The organism is Mesorhizobium sp. M2A.F.Ca.ET.043.05.1.1, from assembly GCF_003952445.1.
Lineage (GTDB): Bacteria > Pseudomonadota > Alphaproteobacteria > Rhizobiales > Rhizobiaceae > Mesorhizobium.
The window spans coordinates 5,587,470-5,609,925 of the sequence record NZ_CP034446.1; the positions used below are offsets into that span (position 1 = coordinate 5,587,470).

Annotated in this window: 16 protein-coding genes and 4 pseudogenes; 11 read left to right on the forward strand and 9 right to left on the reverse strand. The window is 59.2% G+C overall.

From position 1 onward, the window contains the following. Nucleotides 1-262: 262 nt before the first annotated feature. The 5 genes and pseudogenes from EJ069_RS27000 to EJ069_RS33465 all read left to right on the forward strand — a co-directional run. The gene (locus EJ069_RS27000; protein ID WP_126063834.1) at nt 263-1,558 is read left to right on the forward strand and encodes an acetyl-CoA carboxylase biotin carboxylase subunit family protein; all 1,296 of its coding nucleotides are present in this window, start codon (nt 263-265) and stop codon (nt 1,556-1,558) included. A gap of 682 nt (nt 1,559-2,240) precedes the next feature. Next, the gene (locus EJ069_RS27005; protein WP_126063835.1) at nt 2,241-3,416 is read left to right on the forward strand and encodes a Xaa-Pro peptidase family protein; all 1,176 of its coding nucleotides are present in this window, start codon (nt 2,241-2,243) and stop codon (nt 3,414-3,416) included. A 663-nt stretch (nt 3,417-4,079) separates the two neighbouring features. After that, on the forward strand, nt 4,080-4,598 hold the full coding sequence (locus EJ069_RS27010) for a hypothetical protein (RefSeq protein WP_126063836.1): 519 nt from the start codon (nt 4,080-4,082) through the stop codon (nt 4,596-4,598). A gap of 246 nt (nt 4,599-4,844) precedes the next feature. Continuing rightward, nucleotides 4,845-5,159 (forward strand): hypothetical protein, encoded by a 315-nt coding sequence (locus EJ069_RS27015; RefSeq protein WP_126063837.1) that lies wholly within the window; start codon nt 4,845-4,847, stop codon nt 5,157-5,159. Nucleotides 5,160-5,193: 34 nt separating this feature from the next. Continuing rightward, nucleotides 5,194-5,455, forward strand: a pseudogene (locus EJ069_RS33465) (transposase domain-containing protein); the annotation flags it as partial. Here the strand turns inward: EJ069_RS33465 and EJ069_RS27020 are convergent. Together EJ069_RS27020 and EJ069_RS33470 are read right to left on the reverse strand one after the other, a co-directional pair. Continuing rightward, complete coding sequence (locus EJ069_RS27020) at nt 5,410-6,624, reverse strand: acetyl-CoA carboxylase biotin carboxylase subunit family protein (protein ID WP_126063838.1); 1,215 nt, start codon at nt 6,622-6,624, stop codon at nt 5,410-5,412. The pseudogene EJ069_RS33465 and the gene EJ069_RS27020 sit on opposite strands and share 46 nt — an antisense overlap. Before the next feature lie 367 nt (nt 6,625-6,991). Continuing rightward, nucleotides 6,992-7,480, reverse strand: a complete 489-nt coding sequence (locus EJ069_RS33470; RefSeq protein ID WP_348639344.1) for a hypothetical protein — start codon at nt 7,478-7,480, stop codon at nt 6,992-6,994. Here EJ069_RS33470 and EJ069_RS33475 point away from each other — a divergent pair. Beyond that, complete coding sequence (locus EJ069_RS33475) at nt 7,473-8,624, forward strand: transposase family protein (RefSeq protein ID WP_348639345.1); 1,152 nt, start codon at nt 7,473-7,475, stop codon at nt 8,622-8,624. The genes EJ069_RS33470 and EJ069_RS33475 overlap by 8 nt on opposite strands. On the opposite strand, the gene EJ069_RS27030 is transcribed toward EJ069_RS33475, so the two are convergent. Next, a complete protein-coding gene (locus EJ069_RS27030; protein WP_245456307.1) occupies nt 8,582-8,890 on the reverse strand; it encodes a hypothetical protein in 309 nt (102 codons plus the stop codon). The two genes, EJ069_RS33475 and EJ069_RS27030, sit on opposite strands and share 43 nt — an antisense overlap. A 169-nt stretch (nt 8,891-9,059) precedes the next feature. Here EJ069_RS27030 and EJ069_RS27035 point away from each other — a divergent pair. Continuing rightward, nucleotides 9,060-9,183 (forward strand): annotated as a pseudogene (locus EJ069_RS27035) (IS110 family transposase); the annotation flags it as partial. Between the two features lie 656 nt (nt 9,184-9,839). Here EJ069_RS27035 and EJ069_RS27040 read toward each other — a convergent pair. From EJ069_RS27040 to EJ069_RS27065, 6 genes and pseudogenes are all read right to left on the reverse strand, one after another. Continuing rightward, nucleotides 9,840-11,216 carry an MmgE/PrpD family protein gene (locus EJ069_RS27040; protein ID WP_126063839.1) on the reverse strand — a complete coding sequence of 459 codons (1,377 nt, stop codon included), beginning with the start codon at nt 11,214-11,216 and terminating at the stop codon, nt 9,840-9,842. A gap of 140 nt (nt 11,217-11,356) precedes the next feature. Then, entirely contained in the window at nt 11,357-11,716 is a 360-nt protein-coding gene (locus tag EJ069_RS27045) for a gamma-glutamyl-gamma-aminobutyrate hydrolase family protein (RefSeq protein WP_126063840.1), read from the reverse strand. A gap of 13 nt (nt 11,717-11,729) precedes the next feature. Continuing rightward, the gene (locus EJ069_RS27050; protein WP_126063841.1) at nt 11,730-12,905 is read right to left on the reverse strand and encodes a Xaa-Pro peptidase family protein; all 1,176 of its coding nucleotides are present in this window, start codon (nt 12,903-12,905) and stop codon (nt 11,730-11,732) included. 90 nt (nt 12,906-12,995) lie between these two features. Further along, nucleotides 12,996-13,832 (reverse strand): hypothetical protein, encoded by an 837-nt coding sequence (locus EJ069_RS27055; protein ID WP_245456309.1) that lies wholly within the window; start codon nt 13,830-13,832, stop codon nt 12,996-12,998. Nucleotides 13,833-14,609: 777 nt separating this feature from the next. Beyond that, nucleotides 14,610-15,545 (reverse strand): annotated as a pseudogene (locus EJ069_RS27060) (prephenate/arogenate dehydrogenase family protein). A 223-nt stretch (nt 15,546-15,768) separates the two neighbouring features. Then, nucleotides 15,769-17,043: an acetyl-CoA carboxylase biotin carboxylase subunit family protein gene (locus EJ069_RS27065; protein WP_126063842.1), complete on the reverse strand. Its 1,275-nt coding sequence runs from the start codon at nt 17,041-17,043 to the stop codon at nt 15,769-15,771. 634 nt (nt 17,044-17,677) lie between these two features. Here EJ069_RS27065 and EJ069_RS27070 point away from each other — a divergent pair. The 4 genes and pseudogenes from EJ069_RS27070 to EJ069_RS27085 form a co-directional block, all read left to right on the forward strand. Then, nucleotides 17,678-18,430: pseudogene (locus tag EJ069_RS27070) on the forward strand (prephenate/arogenate dehydrogenase family protein); the annotation flags it as partial. Between the two features lie 777 nt (nt 18,431-19,207). Then, on the forward strand, nt 19,208-20,044 hold the full coding sequence (locus EJ069_RS27075; RefSeq protein WP_245456309.1) for a hypothetical protein: 837 nt from the start codon (nt 19,208-19,210) through the stop codon (nt 20,042-20,044). Between the two features lie 74 nt (nt 20,045-20,118). Next, nucleotides 20,119-20,337 (forward strand): hypothetical protein, encoded by a 219-nt coding sequence (locus EJ069_RS27080; RefSeq protein WP_126063843.1) that lies wholly within the window; start codon nt 20,119-20,121, stop codon nt 20,335-20,337. Beyond that, a complete protein-coding gene (locus EJ069_RS27085; RefSeq protein WP_126063844.1) occupies nt 20,330-21,655 on the forward strand; it encodes an amidase in 1,326 nt (441 codons plus the stop codon). The genes EJ069_RS27080 and EJ069_RS27085 overlap by 8 nt, the downstream gene beginning before the upstream one ends. Nucleotides 21,656-22,456: the final 801 nt, after the last annotated feature.

Below are 22,456 nucleotides of genomic sequence, written 5' to 3' on the forward strand. Positions count from 1 at the left end.
CACCAGCGCACGCAAAGCAGGATGATTGATTGATTAAGTTGGGGTCCCTTGCACATCGCAACCCTCCAAAATCGAGACGCTCCGTGCCACATGGCGGAAACCAAAATGTTGCAACGGATCCTTCAACTAAATTTATATATTCTTTACGACTGCAGGTCGCTCCCGATGATATCTTCACTGCGAACTCTGAGGTCAGGCGCGGATCAAACCTGATACCTGTTTACGCCTCAGACGGCCAGAACTCAACGGAGGGATAACCCTGGTGGCAAGAAGAGCGCTCATCTTAGTTGAAGGCCATAGGAGTATTGGTCTGCTATACGTCCAAGCGGCCCAGCGTCTTGGTCTTCATACAATTACCCTGTCGGCTGATCCAACTCAGTACGACTACCTTGCGGCGGAAGGCGTTGAGGCGATCCAAGTCGACACAGACGATCTCGATGCGCTGATCCACGAATGTTCCCGGCTAGGTGCGACCTATGATATTGCTGGCATTGCGGGCTTTACGGGCTCCGACGAGTCGGTCTGTGCGACAGTCGGCAAGCTCTGTCGGCATTTCGATCTACCGGGACCGAACCCCGCATCGATTGAAGGGTGCTACGACAAATTCACTCAACGTCAACTCCTCGAGAAGGCTGGCGTTCCAATACCTGCTTATCGCGTGGCGACGGATGCGGCGGGTGTGGAAAGCGCTGCCGCGGAGATCGGCCTGCCGGTGATTGTTAAGCCAGCCGTAGGCAGCGGCAGCAGCGGTGTTCGATTGTGTCGCAATGTCGACGAGTTAGCCGAGCATACCACCTATCTGTTGGGCGGGCAGCACATATGGCGAACGTCGCCGAAGATACTGGTCGAAGAATTCGCACAAGGACCATTCTATGGGGCTGACATAATGGGAAATGAAGTCATAGGGATTGAGGCGGGCGAGTTCGACCGCCCACCGCATTTCGTCTTCAGCCTTTTGACCTGCCCGGCGCCGCTGACTGATGACGAACAAAGGCGTATCGTTGATGTTTCGCTGAGCTGTTTGCGAGCTCTCGACCTAGGCTGGGGGCCAACGACTGTTGAACTCCGGTGGACCAAGCGTGGGCCAGTCGTCATTGAAGTCAATCCGCGTCTTGCGGGTGGGACCAGTCCTCGGCTGGTTCAGGCCGCTTACGGTATTGATCTCATTACCGAGCACATCAAGCTTGTGATTGGTGACGAATGGGACTTGCGCAGAAGGCATTTGCACATTGCAGCCGCGCAGTGCCTAAATGCTGATCGCGATGGCATCCTCGATTGGATTGATGGCGACAGTCGGGCGGCCGCTGTACCGGGTGTCGCCGAGGTGAAATTGTACATGCAACCGAAGACGCCGATCGTGAGGAAAGGCGACTATCGTGACCGCGTCGGACATGTCATCGCCGCTTCACCCAGCCGTGCCCGGACTGCGGCGATACTTGAGCGTGCCGTCCACTTAATTAGTTGGTCGATTGCACCTTTTCCGACCCCGGGCGAACAGGAACAATCTGCGGTCCCTTCCTCCCCCGCACCGGCGCACGCGGCGCCTGAGAAGAAATGATGTCGCCGAATACTGTGCAATTGAGAGCAGGAGAAAGACGCAGTTCGATGTTAATACCTTTAGCTGCCCGTGGAAAATCCCAATCAGGATGATTTTGGCCGAGCCCGTGGATTCTCGTGCGGCGAGCAGAGCAATCAGGGTGTGGTGCAGCAAAATCCTCAGCCAGTTGAGCATGTGGCGGAAGTTGTAGACGCTGGCTGTTAGCACGACATCGATGGGTCGCCGATTCTGTGGACGAGGTAAATTGCGGCCGAGCGGTGCTCGGCTTTCAGGTGTCCGATGACCAGCTCGGCGTCGGAGTTGGCCCCCGTTTTGCGGGGCAGGCCGCGATTATACGGCGAGCATTGGCGAATAGGCGGCGGTCGTGACTTTCGGCGGATCGCCCGCCTTGGCGTTCCTGGCGCCGCTGCTCGTCGATGCCGCTCGGCTTAAGCCTCGTCAGACTTCTCCGCCATACGGCGCTTTCGACTGGCTCATGATCGCGATGACGGCTGGCCAGCCTCCCGGTGATCCGGATGTTAGTCGTATTACTCATGAAGATTTCTACTTTTCAAGAGACGGAGCCTGCGGAGGACGACAAGATCGGGCTTTATCTGACCGACGATTGCGGTGACTGCTGGCTCCAGGTGCAGCGGAAAAGCGATCTGCATAGTCTCTGAAGACGTATTATCGAGGGTTCGAAATGGAAAAGGAATTACGTTTTGAGCGGTCCGAGTTCGCGACACGCGTCACTGCGGTGAAGAAGGAAATGGAGAGGCGGGGCATAGACGTCCTCCTGCTTTCCGAGCCGGCCAATGCCAATTACCTGACCGGCTACGACGCCTATTCATTCTACGTTCCACAGATGATTGTGGTGGTTCTCGATCGCGAAGAGCCGATCTGGGTTGGACGGGGTATGGATGCCATTTCGGCCTTCATGACCACTTACCTGTCCGACGACAGCATACGTTCTTTCCCTGATGCCTATGTGCAGTCGACTCTGAGTCCGTATGACTTCGTCGCGGAAATTGTCAAGGAGATCGCTGGGGGGAAAATCAGAGTGGGCGTCGAAATGGGCGGTTACTATTACTCCGCGCGAGCACATGCGGACCTGATAAAGGCATTGCCTGAGGCCACCTTTATCGATGCAGACTTGCTGGTGAACTGGATACGTCTGGTGAAGAGCCCGGCCGAGGTGGGACTCATGCGACAGGCCGGCCTTATCGCTGATGCGATGATGTACCGTGCCATCGATATGATCGAACCGGGTGTCCGGGAGTGCGACATTGCCGCTGTCGTCTATCATCAGATGATGGCGGGTACGCCCGAGTTCGGCGGAACCTATACCTGCTCTCCACCCTATCTTTGCGTAGGCGAGAAAGCGCTGGCTCCGCATGCCGCATGGACCGACAAGCCGTTGCCATCGTCGACCATCATCAATCTCGAGCTGTTCGGAAATCGCCACCGCTATCAGGTCAACCTGGCTCGTACGATTTGCGTCGGCGAACCAAGCCCGAGCTATAAGAAGCTGGCGGACGTCGTCGTGGAATCTCTGAATGCAGGGCTCGACACCGTAGCTCCCGGCAAGACTTCGGAGGAAGTTCACGCTGCGTTTGCCAAGACTCTTGCCAAGCACGGGCACGAGAAGGATTCACGTCTTGGGTATTCGCTCGGTCTTGGGTATCCGCCAGCGGTGGGAGAGAAAACCGTCAGTCTTCGCAAGGGAGATAAGACAGTGCTCCAACCCGGCATGTGCTTCCATATGATGTCGGGGCTCTGGCTCAAGAACGACGGAATCACCATCACTCAACCGTTTGTCGTCACCGAAACCGGGCACGAACCCCTGACCAAAATACCCCGCCAGCTCTTCGTTAAGTAGGCAAGACCAGCAACTCTCTCAATGAGAACGCGGCTCCGATAATTCGGCGCCGCGATAATATGCGGCATATGGATTAGCCTCGCCTCGGTGGTGTCGCCATCGGCAGTGACGTTGGGGACCATGCGGACATCGGTGTCGGAAACTCCCTTAGCACCCGGTGAGGACCGCCTTGTTTGTGAGGAGGTGAAGCGTTTTTGTCATGGTTGATTTAACGACCACGATGCAAGCAGCGAGGATAGCCAGGTGTCCATTCATTGGATGGCGATTGTGAGTGGGACGGGTCGGCTTCGGAGTTGGTCGACGGCGCTGAAGGAGCCCGGGTTCACGGTCACCGAAGGTGGCGCGCCGACATGATCTCGATCGGTCGCTGATTTGTGGCTGGCACCGCGCCTTTGGGGGTGAGACGCGCTCGTGCGGCGGGCGCCTTTCTGCCGGTTGAAGTAGTCGGCGGCGCCGCGGCAGCGACAGAATCTCGCGCCAAGTATGACCAGTGCTCCTGTACCGGGTGCGGGGGATCGAAATCGAGGTCTCGGATGCAACGTGATCTCGATCCCGAAGAACCCGTCTACGCCGGCGCCTATGTCTATGGTAAGTGCGAGAAGCGCACCGAGACGTCGATGGCCGCGTTCGCAAGAGCTATGGCCATTACACGCCGGCCAGCGAGTGCGGGTGGTGCTCAAGGGCCATCACGAAGCCTATATCGAATGGAGCGACTACGAACGGAACCAGGAACCGCTCGCGGCCAACGCCTATGGCAAAGCCGGCCGCGTCAAGTCGGGCCGCGGCAGTCGCGCGCTCCCGGTTTCATTCCTATGGTCGATACGGGCGAAAGCTAGTTTGTCATGTATGCCGGGCGTGGCCAAGGTTATCCGGTATATCGCTGCGAGCGTGGCACCTCATGATGGCGCAGGTGCAATGCATGTCGTTCAAGGGTTTCGTACCGACGCGGCGGTGACACGCGAAGCGCTGGACGCGGTTGCGCCGATGGCGGTCGAAGCGGCGTTGGAGGCTGAACGGATGCAGCTGGAGAGCGAAGCCCAGCGGCATCAGATGAACGAGACCTGCAGCGGGCGCGCTATGGGGCGTGGCTTGCCGAGCGCCGTTGTGCCGCCTGCGGCACCGAGAACCGGCGCACTGCCGCCCAGTTCGAGAAGAGCTGGGAAGCCACGCTCACGCGCGTAGAGACCTGGGAGGCCAGGCAGAGTGAGGTACGGCCGTGGCGCCCGTCCGTCGATGCGGTTCCGGAGTCACGGGTCGCCAAGGATCTTGAAGCCGCCTGGAATGCGCCGAGCGTCGACGTGCGCTGTCGCCAGCCGCTGCGCGCCTCATCAAGGATATCGCGGGCGGACGTTGACGCTACGCGCGAGATGATCCTGACCATTCACTGGCACGAAGGTCAGCACTCGCAGGTGCGCAAATCCGGCGAGCATGGCCAGCGTACACCTGAACAAGCCTTGGAAATCATGCGATCCATGGAAACGCGGTGGTCGGATGCCGAAATCGCGGCCACGCTCAACCGCATGGCATGCAGACCGGTTGGGGAAAGACCTGGACCGCTCGTCGCGCCAAATCACTGCGGACAGTTCAGGGACGGCATATTGCCCGCCGACAGGGATGCGCGGTTCGCCCTACCAAATCCGCGCCAGTGATCTTGAAGATGAACGGCTCAAAGCCGATTTGGCGCGCAATACTCAGCGTCGCATCAACGACGACAATCAGGAATCGCTGTTTTCCGCCATTTGAAGAGGGGTGCGGAATCAGTCTTCGCCCTCGGTCGAAGTCGTGGCTGTTCGCCGGCTCCGAACGCGGCGCTGCCCGGGCGGCGGCCACAACGACGCCGATCATGACTGCAAGCTACCGGCCTCGAGCCTCACTACTACCTGGCCGACGTCATCACCCGCATCATCGCCGGCCACCCACAAAGCCGGATCACGATCTGCTGCCATGAGTCTACCTACCCGAGCCGCTCATGGCCGTGGCCTGAAAGCAGCGGTTACAATGGTGTAATCGACCAAGCAATTAACTCGACAGCATGCTGAAGTATCGCCTGGGTCTGAGCAAAGCTGGGCGAAACGGCGATGACATGTCCGATGCAGTCTCTGTAATCACTTTTCCTGACGATCGGCGTCTTGGGTTTAACAAACAACTTGACCTCGGCGACACCTGGTACAGCAGCCGCGCGACCGTCGCCATCGATCCAATCCAGGGTGCCATCGCGATCAGCAGTTAGGAACCGCACGGCCGCAGTGTACGAATGCTTTCTGCGCAAGTTATATTCGTCGCCGACGACAAGCTTAATGTGCTCGGTGACGAGATCGATGCCGTAAGCCAGCTCAACCAATTGAGGAGTAGACATGCCAGCAAGACGCGGATTGACTTCAATGACGACTGGGCCACGCTTCGTCCACCGGAGTTCAACGTTCGTTGGCCCCCAGCCAAGGCCGAGAGCGCGCAGACAGCTCAGCGAAACATCGGCGATACGATTATGCTCGTCAGCAGCCAGCGGGGCCGGATAGGTGCACTCACGATAAACGAAAGTCGGTGGGCGGCCAAAGCCAAGGGCGGCAATTGCAATGACCTCATTTCCCATTATGTCAATGGTATAATGCGCGCCTTGTGCGAATTCTTCGACCAGTATCCTTGGCAGCGACCGCCATATGTGACTCCCGCCCAACAGATAGGTCGTATGTTCGGCCAATTCATCTAGACTGCGGCACAATCGGACCCCCATGCTGCCGCTGCCTACGGCTGGCTTAACAATCACCGGCAGGCCGATCCCCGCAGCGGCGCTTTCCACGCCCGCCGCATCCGCCGCCACGCGATAAGCAGGTATCGGAACGCCGGCCTTCTCGAGGAGCTGACGCTGAGTAGCCTTATCGCAGCATCGTTCAATCGACTCAGGGTTCGGTCCGGGTAGATCGAAGTACCGGCTGAGCTTGCCGGCTGTCGCATAGAACGACTCCACTGAGCACGTGATGCCAGCAATGTCATAGGTCGCACTTAGCCGGGAACATTCACGGATCAGCGCATCGAGATTGTCCGTATCGACACGGACTACCTCACTGCCTTCCATCGCAAGATAGTCGTGCCGATTTGGATCAGCCGATAGGGTAATTGGATGAAGACCAAGACGCTGGGCCGCTTGGACATATAGAAGACCATTACCCGTTGTACTGCCTTCAATCAGGATGAGTGCTCTTCTTGCCATTGGCTGTTGACTCCGGTGTTTGTGCTGCGCGGTGGTCCGAGGCGTAAATCGGCATTAGCTCTTTCAGCCGTGCCTGACCTCAGGCTTATGGGTAAAGTACCACCGTCAGCGATTTGCCATCGCTAAGATTCTGTGAAATTTTCTTACAGGATCTTTGCACCGTTTAATGCCCGCGGCGTGGCACGGCGCGTCTCGACGATGTTCGATGGGTGCGATGTTCAAGGGACGCCGGTTTGACTTTCAGTGATCCCGCTTTGTCGTGCTGCCTTCCTATTATTGTCAAGCGAAGTGAGGATTTGACCCCGCATTGCCTCACGTTGATTGTTACCAATAGGGTCGCCGTCCCGAGGGGATGAAGCCGTTGTTGTCATCCTGATTCGGAGGCGGGATGGCGGGGCGGGTTAGCATGGCGACACAGTTGGAATTGATTGAAGCAATTATCGAGCGATATCGATCGAGCTGCCGGGCCGACAAGCAACGGATTTTGGACGAGTTCGTCGCAGTTACCGGCTATCATCGCAAACATGCGATCCGGGTGTTGCGACCTCGCGCTGCCGGTCCCTCGCCCACCAGACAATATCCGGTGCTTTATGGCGCCGAAGTTCTGGAGGCGCTGGTGGCATTGTGGGAGGCGTCCGATCGCCTTTGCTCGAAACGGCTGAAACCGCTGATTCCCATTTTGCTGCGGGCTCTTGAGCGGCATGGCCGGCTCGATCTGGATGGCGAACTTCGCGACAAGCTGCTGACGATCAGTCCAGCGACGATGGATCGCCTGCTTTCGGAAGTACGTGAGGTAGCTCGCGGCGGGCAGCGCCGGACTGAGTTCTGCGGTGCGTCGGTCGGTTCCGGTGCGCACCTTCGGCGACTGGAACGATCCGCCGCCCGGATATGTCGAGGTCGACTTCGTTGCCCATTCCGGCACCTCTTCGTCCGGCAGCTTTGTGCAAGCGATGGTCTTGACCGATATCGCCACAGGCTGGACCGAGTGCGTGCCGGTGCGGACGCGAGAAAGTGGTCTTGTCATCGCTGCCATCAAGCGGGCCAGGTCGTTGTTCCCCTTTCCGCTTCAAGGCGTGGACTTTGACAATGACAGCGCCTTCATGAATGAACTCGTGGTCTCCTGGTGCAGAAGTCAAGGATTGGAAGTGACGCGTTCCCGTGCTTATCGGAAGAATGATCAGGCATGGGTCGAACAGAAGAACAGTGCCATCGTTCGTCGCCTGGTCGGCTATGGCAGGTTCGTGGGTGCGGAAGCCACGGCGGCACTTGTTCGTCTCTATGACGCAGTGCGGCTGCACGGCAATCTCTTCCAGCCCTCGTTCAAGCTGCGAGAGAAGACCCGTATCGGCGCGCGTGTGATCAAGCGCTATCATCCGCCAGCGCCGCCGGTCGAGCGTGTATTGGCCCATCCCGAGGTGCCGGAGGTCGACAAACAGCTGCTGCGTGCGATGCTCGCAACGGCGGACCCGGTGATGCTGTTCACCGGCATCCGTGCGGCACAGGAAGATTTGGGAAGACGCGTCGATCGTCGTGGAGTGCAAGCAACGCCACAGGAACCGGTCGTCATCGATCTGCAGCGCTTCACCGCAAATCTGAAGACGGCTTGGCAGGGCGGTGAGGTGCGCCCCACCCATAAAAGGCCTCCCGCAGGCGGTCCTAGCGAGAGCGCAGCTTATATGGTGAACGATATAGGCAACTCGCAACGCTGTGAAGCGGGCGTTAGGGCGACCGCGGCGTGCGGCCTCACCCGGACGGTATCGTTGCTGGTTGAGCGGTTCTGCGATCTCGGAATAGACGTGGTCCTCGAGGAGTCTATCGCCCAGTTCGACGATGCCGGGCTGCGTGTTGACCTGCTGGGCAGAAGAATTTGGGCTCAGGGTGGTGGGCGTCTCTGGATCTTCCCGCACATGAACCTTGGTGGCTCCTTCCGTCGGCAGCTTGACGATAGTGACATCCTTCATGATGTGGGAAAGCAGTCGCTTGCGCTCGCGGTTTGGTGATCGGGATCCGCCCAGAGCTTTTTGAAATCCACCGTCATTGCAACCAGCCGCTCGCGGACAGCTTCATCAAGGATGAATTGATCGTGCTCCCGGGCACGCTCGCGCTCTTCGCAGGCCTTGGCCAAGATACGGAGCTTCTCGTTCCATTTGGTTTCGAGTGTGTCGGCGACGAGACGATTATCCGGATCGACCAGCATGAAACGGCGTTGGGCGAGATCGGCCTCGATCTTGGCGCGCTCGACAACGCAGCCGATCTGCTTCTTCATGCCGGGCGTGGATCTCCTCGCGGGCGTCGAGCGCCAGTTTAACGGCGGCCGGCGTCATCTGCTCGGCAACCAGCCTGCCAAAACGCGGCTACTTATTTGCACGCAGATGATCCATGGCACTCGCACCGCTCTGGGTCGCGCCGGCGGCAAACAGGATCCGCGAGGCCTCTGGCTCGGCAAGTTGCGGACGGCGCCATCCCAATGTGGCGGCGGTCGCGCTCGCCAACAAGAATGCGAGGATCGTCTGGTCGATGCTCTCGGGTAATGCTGCCTATCAACGGACCTGTCGGTGAAAGCAGCCTGACGGTCCCTGGAGAGCGAGAAGGAGGTCCCACCTCGGCAATTGCAGCAAAATGGCAGGAGATGCCCGTCGCTTCCAGAACCTGGTGTGTGGACCGGCACCGCGGACGCCGGAATGCGCCCCATGGGACTGTCGGCTGGATGCTCTTAGGCTGCTGAGGGACATGAGATCCGCACAAACGGCGTCTTGTCGCCATCGCCGATCAATGGCCCACGCCACCGCCCATGACCGAGCCCGCGCTCGATCGGTTCCTCTCAGGATTGCGAACTGCGTGGAAGGAGGGCGAAATCCCGCCCCACCGCGAAGCTGAAACCAAAGCAAAAGCGAGAACGGCGACGACCTGATTCTCTTGCAGGAGTGACTGACGAATTGCGGGCTTGGTTTGACGAAGAACCGTGGCGGAGCCGGGAACTGCTCGAGCGTACCCAGAGAAGTGTCAGCTGAAGGGTCGCAGCGTGGGAAACATCCTGGTGAGGCAACGGAAGAATCGTTGGGAGCATTCCAAGGTGAGGCATACGCACTCTCACTTTGATTGCCGCACCGAACCACAAACTGGTCGATTCGCATAGGCATCCGCCGACGATATCCGGTCATCAGTCAGAAATTTCTGCCAAAAAGCAGAACAGACCCAGTGTGGCAAACATACCTTCACGTGACTAGCTCGCGCGCGGCGTCTCCTTCGGCGCGTTCTCTGTGTAAGTGTCGACCCTCCTGTGGCGAGAGGGCTGCCAGGAGCGGCAGAAAGCCTGTGGTGTCAAGGCTAGCTATCGCCGTGAGGATCTCTTCCTGCCACTGCGGGTGAACGTTGTTTCGGGTGATGTTCTTGAACTTCTCCACTACCTGTTCGCTAGATAACGGGTTAGCGACATCGCCAAGAGGATATCGTACGATCATTTCTTCCGGCCCGCTGCCCTGGTCTATGACAACGCGAGCAGGCGTTCCGGCTGGAAACGCCGAAGCGAAATCGGACGACGGCTCGAGCTCAATACGCGCAGCTAAATCAAGCACGCGTGAATCAGTAAGATGCTCAAGTTGAACAGGCTGTAGAGCTTCCCGTCCGAATAAAGCCGCTAGTGCGCAACTAAAATAGAAACTGTATTGCCCTCCCTCCAAGGTGCTGGGGGCGCGCTCGTTCGCAAGGCGCATCGCTTGTGGGAAAGTTTCGATGCGCAGCCGCTGGATGTCCTGCCCGTCCCGCCGCATGGCAAGGATCGCGTCGATAGCTGCGTGGATGTAGCGGCAGCACGCATATGGCTTAAGATAGCATTTTTGAACTTCCCACGACGACCCAAGGTTGTCTGTCAGGACATGGCGAGTGAAGCGATCATTGTCCTCAAGAAGATCAACAGGCCCGGTTGCGGCTGCCCGCGCGCGATATGCCGCAGTGACACCTGCAACGACGGCAGGGGGAATCCCCTCCTTCACTGTGTTGCCCACGAACTTGGCTGACGCAGTAGAGAATACGACCGGTCCTTCGGATCCGGCAATCGCCAACGCATGAGCGGTCTCTGTTGCACCCAAGCCTAGGAGACGGCAAGCTGCGGCCGCAGCCCCATAGCCGACCCAGCGTCCACTCGCATAAGTATCGACTGTTTCGATAGGACGAGAACTCGCGACTCTGAGAGCGATTTCGTATCCGAGCGCGATTGCAACCATGGTCTCCGAGTATGACGCGTCGACAGCCTGAGCTACTGCCAAGGCAGCGGGAATGACGCCGGAGCCAGCATGGCCTGCTGCGCCGCGGTGACCGTCGTCGATATCCAGAGCGCTCGCGGCAGCGCTGTTCGCCATCGCAGCGCCTACCACACTAGAGTGATTGTCCGTCAACCAGATGCTGATCGAGCCTTCGCCGTAGGCTTCCACTGCTGCGTTTCTGGCTGCGTCAGCTAACGGCGATCGCAGGCCCGCAGCGGCAGCGCCGATGAGGTCCAGTATGAGCAACGAGATTGTCTGCCGTGTAACTGCTGGCAGTGCGCTTCCCGGGAAGCTGCTAACGAAATTGGCGAGTTCAGTTATGGTTTGCACCCTAGCTCTCCAATAGATCACGTTCTTTGGCCAACGAAATGGCCTCGCAAAGTGGCGGCTCGACTAGGTGCCAGGAACGGCTTTGTACTCGTTGACTCCACTTAGCGGTCTCGAATCCCACGGTGATGTTTACTGCTTAGTCAAAGCTTCACAGGCGCTTTCGCGTGACTCTCCCCACGCGTGGTGGGTGGCGCAGGCCATCCGGGCTCTCTTTCAATCCCGCTGCAAGCGGTTGCGAAGTTGTTAATGAGATGGCGGCAGGCGGGCTCACTCTCGTACATGCATTCTGCGTGCCACTGTGCGCCAATCGCAAAAGGTCGGCCGGGCACCTCAATCGCCTCGACGACTTCATCGTTCCCGCGCGCGGACACCACGATTTCAGGGGCCAGTGCACCGGCCTTCTCGATTGCGCGTACATAGTCGGGGGGAGAGAAGTAGCCTTCCTTTTCCACGTCGAAATTGCTAACGACACCTATGATTGATTGCATGACCTTAGCCATCGTGGATGGTACCTCAAGTAGGCGAGAAGAGCTTGCGCTCCATCCCGGTTAGGCGTTCCGGGCCTTGCTCCGTCACCAGCACCGTGTCGCTGAAGCCCATCCCGGCTGCCGTCATCAGCATATGAAACACCATTCCGGCCTCCAGCACCCATTCCACGCCCGGCACGAACTCGCGGATGAATTCGCCAGCGGAGGGGCGGTGATTGAGGGCGAGCGAATAGCCAGTGCGGTTCGTGTATGTCTTACGCAGACCAGACGCCAGGATCGGCTCGCGGCAAGCTCGGTCGATCACGCTGGCCGGTGTGCCTGGCTTCATCAGTGCGATAGCCCCGTCTTGGACGCGGATGATTGTCTCAGCTATACGCTGCTGCTCAGCGCTCGGGGAACCAACAACGGCGCTGCGCATTAAGCGTGCCCAATAATGGTGATGGATCCCGCTGAGCTCAAGGCAGACGGTATCGCCACATTCCAGGCGCCGGTCGGACCATTGCCCGTGGATGAGATTGGTTCGATTGCCCGAGGTGATGGTACCGCTGAGCGGCATTTCTGACCCGGCATTCACCAACGCGCCGAACACGGCGGCAGCGAGCTCTCGCTCTTTGACGCCGGGCGCGATCGCCCCGATGCCAGCCCGGATGCCCACTTCAACCTGGCGAGCAGCGCCGCGCAGGTAGTCTATTTCCCGCGGTGATTTGATCAGGCGCAGGTGATCGACAATGCGCGGCTCTCTGACCAAAGTCGCATTGGGCAGCAATGCCTGCAGCATCTTCCAGCGTTCCACCGTCAAGAACCAAGAGTGCTCATCCACGCCGACACGCCCGCCTGCGAAGCCAAGGCCATCGAGGGCTCTTCTCGCCGTGTCGAGCCAAACGGGGAGCGGATCGGCGGCATCTGCATAGGTCACGTGGTCTTTCACCCAAGACGTGGCGTGCGCTGCCGGGACTTCCACATCGCGCAAGATCAGTACCGGGTCGCCGCGACTCGGAACCGCCAAGGCGTGATAGGAGAAATAGCCAGTAGTATGGAATCCACTAAGATACAGGATGTTCTCTGGCTGATGCAGCAATAACACGGGCAGATCATGCTCAGACATCTCCTTCTGCGTGCGCTGAACCCGTGCCCGATATTCCTCAACTGAAAAAATCATCCCGTTATTCATAGGGTCACTCACCGTCTTAAGTTCCATCATTGTTGACTGTATTTGGTTCGCCGGTTCACCGCGCTTGGCGGACTGCTTCAACTCTCATCAAAAAAGCCGTCGATCCCGCGTACGCTAGGCTCAGAGCATTTCGCATGAGGGTGCAGAGATGTAGCAGGACGCGTAGATATAACCGGTCGTGCGCTCTAGGCGATCCTCCATGCCGAGCTTGGCCATAGCCTTCAGGATTGCCCGCCGTTCCGTTGGTGTGGAGAAGCGGCGCTGGCGTTGTCTGAACCGGTCTACGAGCTTGGTTTCCAACGCGAAACCCCGAAGAGCCGCGGCAATAGCGTCATAACTGAAGGGATGCATTGCAAAGACGACGACCCACGGGCGTGACGTCGCCGAGGCGTCATACACGCGTGCAAAGGTTCGCTCCGTGGCATAACCCACACAGCCTGTGCTGATGATGATGTCCGCATCCGCGAGGGCGCAACGTTCATTGACGGTCAAGTCACGGTTTTCCAAATCAGCCGTAATGCCAGCCTCCAGCAGGCCCAGATTCTGTGCATATCTAACAGCCCGGAACGATGGATCCACGCCGACGAACTGGATGTCGTCACGGAGGCCGCGATCGCGAAAGAAAGCGCGGTGCTCGATCCCCTGTCGGCGCGAGAGCGATCCGCTGGGTTCCAGATAGGCAGCATACAGATCGTCGAGGTCGAGATCGGTGCGCAGCAAAGCAGCGTTGATGCCATAGGAGCAACCGACATCGATGATCTTCAACCTAGACTTGTTTCGAACGCGTCGATAATCGGCGAATATCCTTTCGAAGACTGGCTCGGCCCGATCCGGAATCATATAGTCCAAGGCCAAATGCGCGCGAAAATAGGCATGCGGCCACTTGCGATTATAGGCTGCCGTGAAATCGTGCTTCGTCCCCTGAATGCTGCCGTGCACTGTACTTGCTGGCGCCATTTGTCCACCTTATTGCCCCGTGCCCTTGGGTCGCAGTCGACGATCAAGATAGTTCTGTCTGAAGCTGACAGGGCGGCGAGCGTATTTTTGGGAGGTGCGGATTTACCGATATCCCCCTTCCACAGAATGCGACCTGACACGGACCTGACATGTTGCTTTCCTTCCTTCGTTCCATCGATCGCGATGCGACCCACGACATGAATATCGGTTGGCAGCCTCTGCCGCCTCTTGACGAAGGAGATCAAAAGTCGTGCCAAGTGCGCAGAAAGAGCCACAGAAAGAATTTTTCGCTTATTGATCAATATCTTACCAGAGTGCGGCAGGACACCAACCCGAACACTACCGTGTCTCGTACTCGACAACCCCGATAGTAGATACCGATTGCCCGGCGGGAACTCAGATGGATTTACGACCGCCGCGATCTTGCCGAGCCCGCGCTCAACCACTGGCAGGGCAAAACCCGACCGGGTTGAAGAACGATCGAGGGAGACTTTCTCTTTCTAACGGCTGCTGCGCAGCTCGCCTAGTTTCCGTCCACAACCGCACATCTTCGTTGACAGGCACTTACGCTGTCGAGAAGCGATCGTAGGGCATGGACGGGGAAGAGCGCGCCGGTTTGTGGCGAAAACGACGCCACGGGCGCCGTGGCGCGCACGCCGCGAGACCGGCGTTGGACCGGCGCCACGCATTCCAAACGGCTGACCGGCGTCAGCTTGGTTTTCAGGCGGGTGAAGAGGACGAGGTTGGGGGATCGCGAGGCAGGCGCCTGTACCGCTGCTATGATACGACCTGCGGATGCCCGATTGGCTGGCGGCCGACATTGGGGACGTCGACATCCTGGCCGGTCGCGATGATCGAGCGGCGGATGGCGCGCGTGCGGGTGAAGAGACCGAACAGCTTGTCGCCTTCGCCCCAGCGGATCGCCCGCTGCAGGGAGGCGAAATCTTCCGAAAAGCGCGCCAGCATTTCTAGGATCGCGTCGCGGTTGTGCAGGCACACGTCGCGCCACATTGTGGGGTCGGAAGCCGCGAGGCGAGTGAAATCGCGGAAGCCGGAGGCCGAATATTCGATGACATTGCTCTTTGTGACCGTCTCCAGGCCGTCCGCCGTGCCGACAATGTTGTAGGCAATGATGTGCGGCAGGTGCGAGACGATCGCCAGCGTCATGTCGTGGTGCTGCGGGTCCATCGTTCGATGTTAGAGCCGCAACGGCGCCAGAATTCGGAGAGCTTCTCCAGCGGCGGGGTCGGTGCCTTCAAGCGGCGTGAAGATGCACCAGCGGTTCTCGAACAGTTCGGCAAAACCCGCATCAGGGCCTGACTTCTCTGTGCCGGCCAGCGGATGGCCGGGGATGAAGTGTACGCCCTCCGGCATGAAGCGCTGCATCTGAGCGGTCACGGAGGCCTTGGTGGAGCCGACATCGGTCAGGATAGCGCCCTTTTTGAGCGCCGGTGCGATCTCCTCAGCCACGGCGCCGGAAGCACCGACGGGCTCTGAGACGATGACGAGGTCGGCCCCGCGCACCGCCTCATTCGCGCCAGTCGTGTAGCCGTCGCCAAGCTTCAGTTCCTTGGCGCGCTCCAGGGTCTCCGCGCTACGAGTTGCAATGGCGATATGGCCGGCCAGCCGCTCGCGGCAGATGACGCGCGCCAACGAAGAGCCGATCAGACCGATGCCGGCCAAAGCGATCTTTTCAAATAGGGGTTTCGACATAATTCGGAATTCGGTGAATTCGGTGACTACGCCGCCGCGATTGGGTTCTTCGGTTCCGCCGGTATCCGCAGCGCAATGGAGAAACCGTAGCCACCGCGCGCCATGAGATAATCGTCGACTGCTTGCGGACGGGCATTTTGATCTCGTCCAGGCCGACGATCCCGAAAAAACGCCCGTCCCTCTCCTGCTCTCGATTGCACCACTATTCGGCGATCCTCACCTCTTACATCTCGCCGCCAGCGCCGCTGCGGGGGAGGTGAGGGATGGCTGATTTTTCCTGTTCGCCCAGGGTCGGAAACGGCGCGATCGACCAATCAATCAACTCGACGGCGCGCTGAAGTATAGCCTCGGTCCGAGCTCGGCGGGGTGAAACAGCGATGATATATCCCAAAGAGTCTCGGTAATCGCCTTTCCTGACGATCGGCGTCTTGGGTTTAACGTACAATGTAATGTCGACAATACCTGGTACAGCAGCCGCCCGTCTCTCATCTCCGATCCACTCGAGGATGCCATCGCGATCAGGAAGTAGGATTCGCCAGGCCGCAATGTACGAGTGCCTTCTGTGCAAATTCCATTCCTCGCCGATGACAAGCTTGATGTGCTCGGTGATGAGATCGATACCATAAGCCGCCTGAATCGAGTGAGGGCCGCCGGAAAGACGCGGATTGACTTCAATGACGACCGGCCCACGCTTGGTCCACCGGAATTCAATGTTCGTCGGCCCCCAGCCTAGGTCGAGAGCTCGCAAACAGCTCAGCGAAACATCAACGATACGCCTATGCTCGTCATCAGTCAGCGGCGCCGGAAAAATACCCCCATAAAAGACGAAATGCGGCGGGGGGCCGAAGTCAGCAGTGCCAATCCCAACAACCTTATCTCCCATTAGCTGAGCGCAATAATAGGGGCCTTGTGCAAATTCTTCGACCAGTATCTCCGGCGATGAACGCCACATGTTCTCCCCGCCCAACAGATAGGCGATATGCTCGGTTAATTCGTCGACATTGCGACACAATCGGACACCGCTGCTGCCGCGGCCTACGACTGGCTTAAGAACCACCGGCAGGCCAATCTCCGCGGCAGCGCTTTCCACGCCCGCCGCATCCGTTGCCAAGCGATAAGCAGGTATTGGGACGCCGGCCTCCGCGAGGAGCTGACATTGAGTGAATTTGTCGCAGCATCGTTCGACGGATGTGGGGTTCGGTCCGGGTAGGTCGAAGTGCCGGCAGAGCTTGCCAACTGTCGCATAGACCGCCTCGTCAGCGCTCGTAATGCCAGCAATGTCATAGGTCGCACGTAGCCGAGAACATTCGCGGATTAGCGCATCGAGATTGTTTGTATCGACACGGACTACCTCAATGCCTTCCGCCGCAAGGTAGTCGTGCTGAGTTGGATCGGCAGACAAGGTAATTGGATGAAGCCCAAGACGCTGGGCTGCTTTCACGTATAGCAGACCGTTGCTCCTTGTGCCTTCAACCACGATGAGTGCTCTTCTTGCCATTGGGTGCTGACTCCGATGTTGTGCTATGCGGTGGTGCGAGGCGTAAATCGGCGCTAGCTCTTTCAGCCGTGCCTGATCTCAGGCTCAAGTAACATCGTCAGCGATTTCCGATCGCTAAGGTTCTGTAAATTTATTTGCAGGATCTGTTATGCGACTGAATTGGCGGGTTCCTCGGTGGTGGTGCGGTATTGCAGGGAATGCGAGCCTGAGCTCGGCCCCCGCTGCACGATTCCGGCGTGTCGATCGGCGCTCCCGGTCGGCAGCAACCTGTGATACGTTTCGCAGAGTCATCGATTTGCCGACCAAGATGGCGCGGAATCCAGGAAATGGAGAATCGCGCTCCCGGCGGGCAGGGCATCGGTGAAGGCGCGCCCAGTCGGATGACCTCTCGCGTCAGAGCGACCGTGACGACCGCTATTGTAGTAACGAAGAGGACGCCTGTTCCAGCGCTGCGAATCTAGAGCGCGCCCTTGGCGGCAAACACGAGACGATCCCGATCGCGGCTGCCATCGCATGGTGCAGAACAATGCCGATCCGCCGGAGTAGAAGCCTTGCCGCTCGGTCGATCCGAAGGACGCGCTCCATCGCTCGATGCCGGTGAGCGAACAAGGGCGTCAACATGCCTGGCGCGAATGAGGCGGTGCGCGGGGCCGACCTCGTCATCGTCTCAGAGCCCGTCGGTGCTTCCGGCGCCGTGGCTGAGGAGATCGCACCGGCGCTCAAAAAGGGCGCTATCCTGACCGATGTCGGCTCCACCAAGGCCTCCGTGACCGCTCAGATGCAGCGCTTCATGCCGGAGGGCGTACACTTCATCCCCGGCCATCCGCTGGCCGGCACAGAGAAGTCAGGCCCTGATGCGGGTTTTGCCGAACTGTTCGAGAACCGCTGGTGCATCTTCACGCCGCTTGAAGGCACCGACCCCGCCGCTGGAGAAGCTCTCCGAATTCTGGCGCCGTTGCGGCTCTAACATCGAACGATGGACCCGCAGCACCACGACATGACGCTGGCGATCGTCTCGCACCTGCCGCACATCATTGCCTACAACATTGTCGGCACGGCGGACGGCCTGGAGACGGTCACAAAGAGCAATGTCATCGAATATTCGGCCTCCGGCTTCCGCGATTTCACTCGCCTCGCGGCTTCCGACCCCACAATGTGGCGCGACGTGTGCCTGCACAACCGCGACGCGATCCTAGAAATGCTGGCGCGCTTTTCGGAAGATTTCGCCTCCCTGCAGCGGGCGATCCGCTGGGGCGAAGGCGACAAGCTGTTCGGTCTCTTCACCCGCACGCGCGCCATCCGCCGCTCGATCATCGCGACCGGCCAGGATGTCGACGTCCCCAATGTCGGCCGCCAGCCAATCGGGCATCCGCAGGTCGTATCATAGCAGCGGTACAGGCGCCTGCCTCGCGATCCCCCAACCTCGTCCTCTTCACCCGCCTGAAAACCAAGCTGACGCCGGTCAGCCGTTTGGAATGCGTGGCGCCGGTCCAACGCCGGTCTCGCGGCGTGCGCGCCACGGCGCCCGTGGCGTCGTTTTCGCCACAAACCGGCGCGCTCTTCCCCGTCCATGCCCTACGATCGCTTCTCGACAGCGTAAGTGCCTGTCAACGAAGATGTGCGGTTGTGGACGGAAACTAGGCGAGCTGCGCAGCAGCCGTTAGAAAGAGAAAGTCTCCCTCGATCGTTCTTCAACCCGGTCGGGTTTTGCCCTGCCAGTGGTTGAGCGCGGGCTCGGCAAGATCGCGGCGGTCGTAAATCCATCTGAGTTCCCGCCGGGCAATCGGTATCTACTATCGGGGTTGTCGAGTACGAGACACGGTAGTGTTCGGGTTGGTGTCCTGCCGCACTCTGGTAAGATATTGATCAATAAGCGAAAAATTCTTTCTGTGGCTCTTTCTGCGCACTTGGCACGACTTTTGATCTCCTTCGTCAAGAGGCGGCAGAGGCTGCCAACCGATATTCATGTCGTGGGTCGCATCGCGATCGATGGAACGAAGGAAGGAAAGCAACATGTCAGGTCCGTGTCAGGTCGCATTCTGTGGAAGGGGGATATCGGTAAATCCGCACCTCCCAAAAATACGCTCGCCGCCCTGTCAGCTTCAGACAGAACTATCTTGATCGTCGACTGCGACCCAAGGGCACGGGGCAATAAGGTGGACAAATGGCGCCAGCAAGTACAGTGCACGGCAGCATTCAGGGGACGAAGCACGATTTCACGGCAGCCTATAATCGCAAGTGGCCGCATGCCTATTTTCGCGCGCATTTGGCCTTGGACTATATGATTCCGGATCGGGCCGAGCCAGTCTTCGAAAGGATATTCGCCGATTATCGACGCGTTCGAAACAAGTCTAGGTTGAAGATCATCGATGTCGGTTGCTCCTATGGCATCAACGCTGCTTTGCTGCGCACCGATCTCGACCTCGACGATCTGTATGCTGCCTATCTGGAACCCAGCGGATCGCTCTCGCGCCGACAGGGGATCGAGCACCGCGCTTTCTTTCGCGATCGCGGCCTCCGTGACGACATCCAGTTCGTCGGCGTGGATCCATCGTTCCGGGCTGTTAGATATGCACAGAATCTGGGCCTGCTGGAGGCTGGCATTACGGCTGATTTGGAAAACCGTGACTTGACCGTCAATGAACGTTGCGCCCTCGCGGATGCGGACATCATCATCAGCACAGGCTGTGTGGGTTATGCCACGGAGCGAACCTTTGCACGCGTGTATGACGCCTCGGCGACGTCACGCCCGTGGGTCGTCGTCTTTGCAATGCATCCCTTCAGTTATGACGCTATTGCCGCGGCTCTTCGGGGTTTCGCGTTGGAAACCAAGCTCGTAGACCGGTTCAGACAACGCCAGCGCCGCTTCTCCACACCAACGGAACGGCGGGCAATCCTGAAGGCTATGGCCAAGCTCGGCATGGAGGATCGCCTAGAGCGCACGACCGGTTATATCTACGCGTCCTGCTACATCTCTGCACCCTCATGCGAAATGCTCTGAGCCTAGCGTACGAAGACTGGGGTTTACCACCTCGCGGAGTATCCGCGCGGCCTTGCCGTGGCGAGAGAGGAACGATGGCAAAACCGCGTCTGGAGACCCTGAAGTCCGTTAACATCGAGTTTTTTGACAGCTTATGGGCCAATGAGGATCTTGAGCAATTGGTCACCCCCCGCTTCGGAGTCATCACTAGCTTCGAGAGCTTGCTCAAGGATTTGCGCATAATCGTCGCCGCAGATCTGGGCCAAGTCGCGCCGGACGCCGTAGAGCAAGCATCAGACTCTGGCCATGACTAAGTGGAGGCCAATCAAGACTATCGCGGCCGCACTCGAGGGCGGCAACCGGTCTGCGGTCGAGATTGCCAGGGAATGTATCGCTGCGGCCGAACGGACCAATCCCTCGCTGCGCAGCTTCATTACGGTGGCCGCCGACCATGCTCTCGCCCAGGCGGGGAAGGCCGATGCACGCCGAAGGGCAGGCAGCGTCCTAGGCCCGCTTGACGGGATTCCTTATGCCGCGAAGGACATGTTCGAAACGCGCGGCATCCGGACCACCGGCGGCAGCAGGGTGCTAGAGAACAATGTCCCAGACAGGTCGGCGGCGGCTATTTGCATGCTCGACGCAGCGGGAGCGACCCTGATCGGCAAGACCAATCTCCACGAATTCGCCTATGGCGCGACCGGCGAGAACCGCTGGGCTGGAACGGTCGTCAACCCACATGACGAGACAAGGCTCGCCGGCGGCTCGAGCAGCGGCTCCGCGGCAGCTGTCGCGGCGGGCATCGTGCCGTTCGCACTTGGCACGGATACGGGCGGCTCGGTTCGTGTTCCGGCCGCGCTCTGTGGCATCGCCGGGTACAAGCCGAGCTACGGCCTGATCAGTCTCGACGGCGTCATCCCCTATTGTTGGTCACTGGACCATGCGGGCGTACTCGCGACATCCGTCGAGGATCTGGAGCTTGTCGTCAGGCAAATCGCGAAGCTCCCGCCGGCGACGTCACCCGGCGCGGCGCTGAGGGTTGCCTTGATCGAGGGCTGTGAGGAAAATTGCGAGGCGTCGGTGCGCGACGCGTTCCTCGCGACCAAGGCGCAAATGCGACGGTCCGGAGCCACTTTCGGCGCGATCGAGCTCCCAGACCAGTCCGAGGCCCGTACAGTCTCGCTGACAATTCAGCTCGCCGAGGCTCTTACGTATCACGGCCCCAATCTCGCCAGCGCCAGGCGTCGATTCGGTGCCGACATGCGTGGCGGCATGGTGCTAGGCAAGTTCCTGTCTGCAGAAAACTACATCCAGTGTAAGCGCGTGCTAGGTACTTACAGGCGAGCATTTGCGCAGACCATGCAGACGTTCGACGTCCTGCTGACACCGACCTGTCCGATTACAGCGCCGCAGGTCGGGACCGTCAACGTGGACATTGCCGGGCAGACTATTCCGCTTGGCAATGCGCTGACTATGTTCACTTCCTTCTTTAACCTGGTAGGCGCGCCCACGATAGTGCTGCCGGTAACCTCGCCGAGCGGCGGCCTCCCTGTCTCTGTGCAGATTGTTGGCGCGCCCGGCTCCGATGCCAAGCTGTTCGAACTCGCCCTCATGCTCGAGAATGTATGCAAATGAATCCAGATCCTGACCGCGGCATGCGCGCCGTTAGCATCGCCCGCACTTCCTGCGCGGCCGACGACTTGCAATGCACAGCCCAGAACCAGCCAGCCGAATCAGCTGCGCGATAGGATGAAGCGTCGACCTTGCAGCTGTGATGGTCTCTCGCGGATGCTTGGAGCGAGGGACAGCCGCCTTCCAAGCAAGACGGCCGCGAGACGGTAGAAAGGACGATGGCGGCAGTCAGGGAGGCCACGAGACCCCGCTGTGCGAAGGCGATAAAGGACTACTCGCCACGGTCGAACGGTTCATGCCACCCGGTTCGCAAGCCCACCCCTCCGGAATATTTCAACATGTCGGCCGGAATCAGGATCGTCAGCCGCCTTGGTGCCCAAATCCCGCATCGAACCTATCAACAGTTCGGTATGCCGCAAAGACCGAATCCGCCCGCAGCGATTGACATTCCGTCAGACAACAGCCCGTCCAGAACCGAACCTAGGTCGCTATGGACTTATTCATGTAGCTCGCCCAGAGTTGATCGATGTGCACAGGAATCAACTTGCGAGACCCTCAACAGGTGCCGGATGCCTTTTGGCAGGTGATAGCGTCGTGACTCCCCCTCTGGGAACGAGTTCTCGCTTTTCACAATCGTCGAGGCGCTGCGACCGGCATACTGCGGCATCGCGGTTTCTATGAGCTGCGCTGTTACCCGGGCGTATCGCCAGACATGCCGGCTGAGCGCGTCGACGGCCTTGGGTTGGCGGTTCGTGAGGGCCTGGGGCCAGCTTCGCGAACGCGCTGACGGCGCCGGTGAGCACA